Origin of the sequence: Pseudomonas brassicae, from assembly GCF_010671725.1 — a bacterium.
GTDB classification, from domain to species: domain Bacteria; phylum Pseudomonadota; class Gammaproteobacteria; order Pseudomonadales; family Pseudomonadaceae; genus Aquipseudomonas; species Aquipseudomonas brassicae.
The window spans coordinates 1-4,612 of sequence record NZ_JAAHBU010000465.1 but is presented as its reverse complement, the minus strand read 5'-3'; the positions used below and the strand labels follow the sequence as shown (position 1 = coordinate 4,612).

General features: G+C 66.3%; 3 protein-coding genes and 2 pseudogenes. All 5 read left to right on the top strand.

Going from position 1 to position 4,612, the window contains the following annotated elements:
* The coding region (locus G3436_RS24460) for a FecR family protein (RefSeq protein WP_338001320.1) at window positions 1–368 on the top strand (368 nt) is incomplete at its 5' end.
* A gap of 119 nt (window positions 369–487) precedes the next feature.
* Window positions 488–3,076, top strand: a pseudogene (locus G3436_RS24455) (TonB-dependent receptor).
* A gap of 113 nt (window positions 3,077–3,189) precedes the next feature.
* Window positions 3,190–3,798, top strand: a complete 609-nt coding sequence (locus tag G3436_RS24450; RefSeq protein WP_163950458.1) for a biliverdin-producing heme oxygenase — start codon at window positions 3,190–3,192, stop codon at window positions 3,796–3,798.
* A 55-nt stretch (window positions 3,799–3,853) separates the two neighbouring features.
* Window positions 3,854–4,267 (top strand): YbaN family protein, encoded by a 414-nt coding sequence (locus tag G3436_RS24445; protein WP_163950456.1) that lies wholly within the window; start codon window positions 3,854–3,856, stop codon window positions 4,265–4,267.
* Between the two features lie 36 nt (window positions 4,268–4,303).
* Window positions 4,304–4,612: pseudogene (locus G3436_RS24440) on the top strand (CoA transferase); the annotation flags it as partial.

The window sequence follows — 4,612 nt, the reverse complement described above, 5'->3', positions numbered from 1 at the left end:
TCAGGTGCGCGTGCACGCGCGGTGACGTCGACCTGCTGGCCAGCAGCGACCAGCGTATCCGCCTGAGCGCCGGCGACAGCATCAGCGTCGGGCCCGACGGTTTCGGCCAGCGTGAGCGCCTCGACCAGCAGAAGGACCTGGCCTGGGTGCACGGCCGGCTGGTGTTCGAGAACTGCCCGCTGAGCCAGGTACTGGCGGAGCTTGGGCGCTACTACCCAGGCTGGATCATCAGCACCAACGAGCGCCTGCAGAGCGTCGCCGTCACCGGCAACTACCGTCTCGACCAGCCGCTCGAAGCCGTGCGCTCACTGGCCCACATCACCTCCGCACGCGTGCAGGAATACCCGGCGCTGGTGATTCTGAACTGATTCGAAAGTATTTTTACGCGATGCCCTGGGGTGACACGTCTCGTTATAGCCAATGCAACTGATTCTTATTTTTGAATCAGCCGCACCTATAACCTTTGCGCGACAGGGAGCGCTTTTCGATGCCCACAGGTTTCACACGCCGGTCTTCAGTCACCCCCCGCCCAGCCCGCGTACAACGCTGCACGCTGTCGCTGCTGACCCTGGCCATGCTCGCCAGCGGTGCCTGCAGCCTGCCCGCACTGGCTGCCGAGCCGGCCCAGGCCAGCGCCCCGCGCATGGGTGACTATCGCTTCGCGATTGCCCAGCAGCCGCTGGTATCGGCGCTCAACGCCTTCAGCGTGGTGACCGGCTGGCAGGTCGGGCTGTCGGCGGAACTGGCCGAAGGCGTGGCGTCGCCTGGCGTGAACGGCGCAATGACGCCGGAAAAGGCCCTGCAGCAGATGCTCGCCGGGACCCAGCTGAACTACCGCAAGCTCGGCGCCGGCAACGTGGTGATCGAACGTCCGGTTTCCAATGCCATCACCCTGCAGCAGGTGACCGTCAGCGCCACCCGTACCGCCCAGGACGTGAGCCAGGTGCCCAGCACCGTCAGCGTGCAGAGCCGCGACCAACTGGACCGCAACAACGTCAACAGCATCAAGGACCTGGTGCGCTACGAGCCCGGCGTGTCGGTCAGCGGCGTGGGCCAGCGCAGCGGCCTGAACGGCTACAACATCCGCGGTATCGACGGCGAGCGCGTACTCACCCAGATCGACGGCGTGTCGATCCCCGACAGCTACTTCTACGGCCCCTATGCCCAGACTCAGCGCAATTACGTCGACCCCGAGATCGTCAAGCGCGTCGAGATCCTGCGCGGCCCGGCCTCGGTGTTGTACGGCAGCAACGCCATCGGCGGCGCGGTCAGCTACTTCACCCTCGACCCGGACGACATCATCAAGCCGGGCCAGGACGTCGGTGCGCGCCTCAAGGCCGGCTACAGCTCGGCGACGAGAGCTGGCTGAGCTCGGCCACCGTGGCCGCGCGCCAGGGCGACGTCGACGGCCTGCTGCACCTGAGCCAGCGCAACGGGCATGAGACCGAGTCGTACGGTGGCCACAGCGGCGACGGGCTGGAACGCACCGAAGCCAACCCACAGGATGCGCGCACCACCAACGTACTGGCCAAGCTGGGCTGGAACTATGCCGACGACGCCCGGCTGGGGCTGACCTACGAGCGCTACAAGGACGATCGCGACACCAACCAGTTGAGCTCGGTGGGCGGGCCCTGGTTCCCCGGCCTGGGTGCGCGCGACTGGTACAAGTCGCGTACCGGCAACGACACCGTCACGCGTGAACGCTTCGGCATCAATCACCAATTCGCGCTGGGCAGCCTGCTGGCCGACAACCTCAAGTGGAGCCTGAACTACCAGATCGGCAAGACCGGGCAGACCACCGAAGAGATCTATGCGCCGGCCTTCACCACCCTGCGCACCCGCCAGACCACCTACAAGGATCGCCAGTGGGTACTCGACGCACAACTGGACAAGGCCTTCAGCCTGGGCGACAGCGAGCACCTGCTGACCTACGGCACCACATTCAAGCAGCAGAAAGTCACCGGGTCGCGCAGTGGTGAAGCCACCTGCCTGAGCAGCGGCATGGGGTGCGTGATCGGCCAGCCGGCCCCCTCGGGCGGCCAGCCACTGGTCAGCGACTTCCCGGACCCGACCATCACGACCTACAGCCTGTTCGTGCAGGACGAGATCCGCTGGAACGACTGGACCTTCCTGCCGGGGGCACGCTACGACTACACCCAGCTCAAGCCACACCTGACCGAGGCATTCCTGGCCACCCTGCCGACCGGCCCCACCACCACGGTCAACGACCAGCAGAAGAACTGGCACCGCCTGTCGCCCAAGCTGGGCGTGACCTATGCGTTCGACGACCACTACACCGGCTACGGACAATACGCCGAAGGCTTCCGCACCCCGACCGCCAAGGCGCTGTACGGTCGTTTCGAAAACCTCGCGGGCAACTATGTGGTCGAGCCCAACCCGGACCTGGAGCCCGAGAAGAGCAAGAGCTACGAAATCGGCCTGCGCGGTAACTTCGACGCAGGCAACTTCGCCGTCGCGGCGTTCTACAACAAGTACCGCGACTTCATCAACGAAGATGCCCTGCTCAACGGTGACGATGCCCTCGATTTTCGCGCCGAGAACATCCGGCACGCCACCATCAAGGGCGCCGAGCTCAAGGGCCGCCTGAACCTTGATCACTTCGGCGCGCCGCAAGGCCTGTATACCCAGGGCTCGCTGGCCTATGCCCAGGGGCGCAACGACGACACCGGCCAGCCGTTGAACAGCGTCAACCCGCTGACCGGGGGTGTTCGGCCTGGGTTACGAGCAGGACCGCTATGGCGGCCTGTTGAGCTGGACCCTGGTCAAGCGCAAGACCCGTGTCGACGACAGCCAGTTCAAGGCGCCCGACGGGGCCAGCAGCCAGTTCCGCACCCCGGGCTTGGGCATGCTCGACCTGAGCGGGTTCTACAAGCTCAGCGACGACCTCACGATCAACGCCGGCATCTACAACCTGACCGACAAGAAGTACTGGCTGTGGGATGACGTACGCGGTTACGACGGTGTCGGCGAGGCCGCGGTGACCCAGCCGGCCAACATGGACCGCCTGACCATGCCGGGCCGCAATTTCGCGATCAATCTGGTCTGGGACATCTGACCTGCGACGGGGCTGCAGGGCAGCCCTGTTTTTTTACTATTTCCGCGCGCCTCAACCGTCTAGTTACATACGACCCAGTTACTCAAGACACCCTCATTCCTCAAGGATGCCCCATGACCGCTACCGCCGAACGCCCCGCCCTGCGCTCGCAGCGCCTCAACCAGCTCACCCACGCCCCGCACAGTGAACTCGACACGCTGGTCAAATCCCATGCCCCGTTCGAAACCCGCGAGAGCTTCGCCCGCTTCGTGGTCGCCCAGTACCTGTTCCAGTCCGAGCTCCAGGCCCTGTACACCGACCCGCAACTGATCGCCATCGTGCCCGACCTCGCCGAACGCTGCCGTGCCGAACAGGCCCGCCTCGACCTCACCGACCTCGACACCGCCGTGCCCGCGGCCTTCCCGGGCGCCGTGGCCCACCCGAGCCTGGGCGCCGCGATGGGCTGGATATTCGTCTCCGAAGGCTCCAAACTGGGCGCTGCGTTCCTGATCAAGCGTGCCGTCGGCCTGGGCCTGTCGGACAGCTTCGGCGCGCGCCACCTGGGCGAGCCAGCCGGTGGCCGTGCCGAAGGCTGGAAGCAGTTCACGCGCATCCTCGATGGCCTTGAACTGAACGCCGAAGAAGAAGCCGCCGCCGAACAGGGCGCAGTGGCCGCCTTCGAACGCTTCACCGCGTTGCTGAAACACGCCTACGCCACCGCGCCGAAGGCCGAGCTGGCCTGAAGCCGTGCCCGGCCACTGCAGTGGTCGGGCCCACCCCATGCAGTCAATGGACCCCATGAGCCACCCATCCGCCTCCAAACTGTCCCGCGTACTCTACGGCCTGCTCGCCTACGTGAGCCTGGGGATCGGCCTGGTGGCCATCGTGATTCCCGGCCTGCCCACCACCGAATTCATCCTGCTCGCCGCCTGGGCCGCCACCCGCAGCTCGCCGCGCCTGAGCGCCTGGCTGGAAAACCACCGATTGTTCGGCCCGATCCTGCTCAACTGGCGCAACGGCAAGGTGATCCAGCGCCGCGCCAAGGTCAGCGCCACGCTCAGCATGCTGCTGTGCGCCTGCCTGATGCTGGTGTTCATCGGCCCGCGCTGGCCCGTGTTCCTCGGCATCGGCGGGATGGCCCTGGGCAACCTGTGGATCTGGTCGCGCCCGGAGCGCTTTGCCGGCGCGCAAGGTTTGACCAATCGGCCCTGATGGTCTGCAATGGCCCCTGCACCCGGAGGGCCAACCATGAGTGACCTGCTCGACAGCATTACCCAAGCACTGGGCTTGCCCGCAAGCGCACAGCAGGGCCTGCACCTGCACGCGGCAGGTGCGCTGCCCTCGACCTTTGCGGTCACCGAGCTGGCCAGCGCCAGCATCGCTGCCGCCGGCCTGGCGATGGCCCGACTGCTGGGCGGGCAGACCGGCCTGCACCCGGCGGTGCATGTCGACCGGCGCTTGAGCTCGATGTGGTTTGCCACCAGCATCCGCCCCGCTGGGCTGGAGCTTGCCGCCGTTATGGGACGCGGTGGCTGGTGACTACCCGAGCCGCGATGG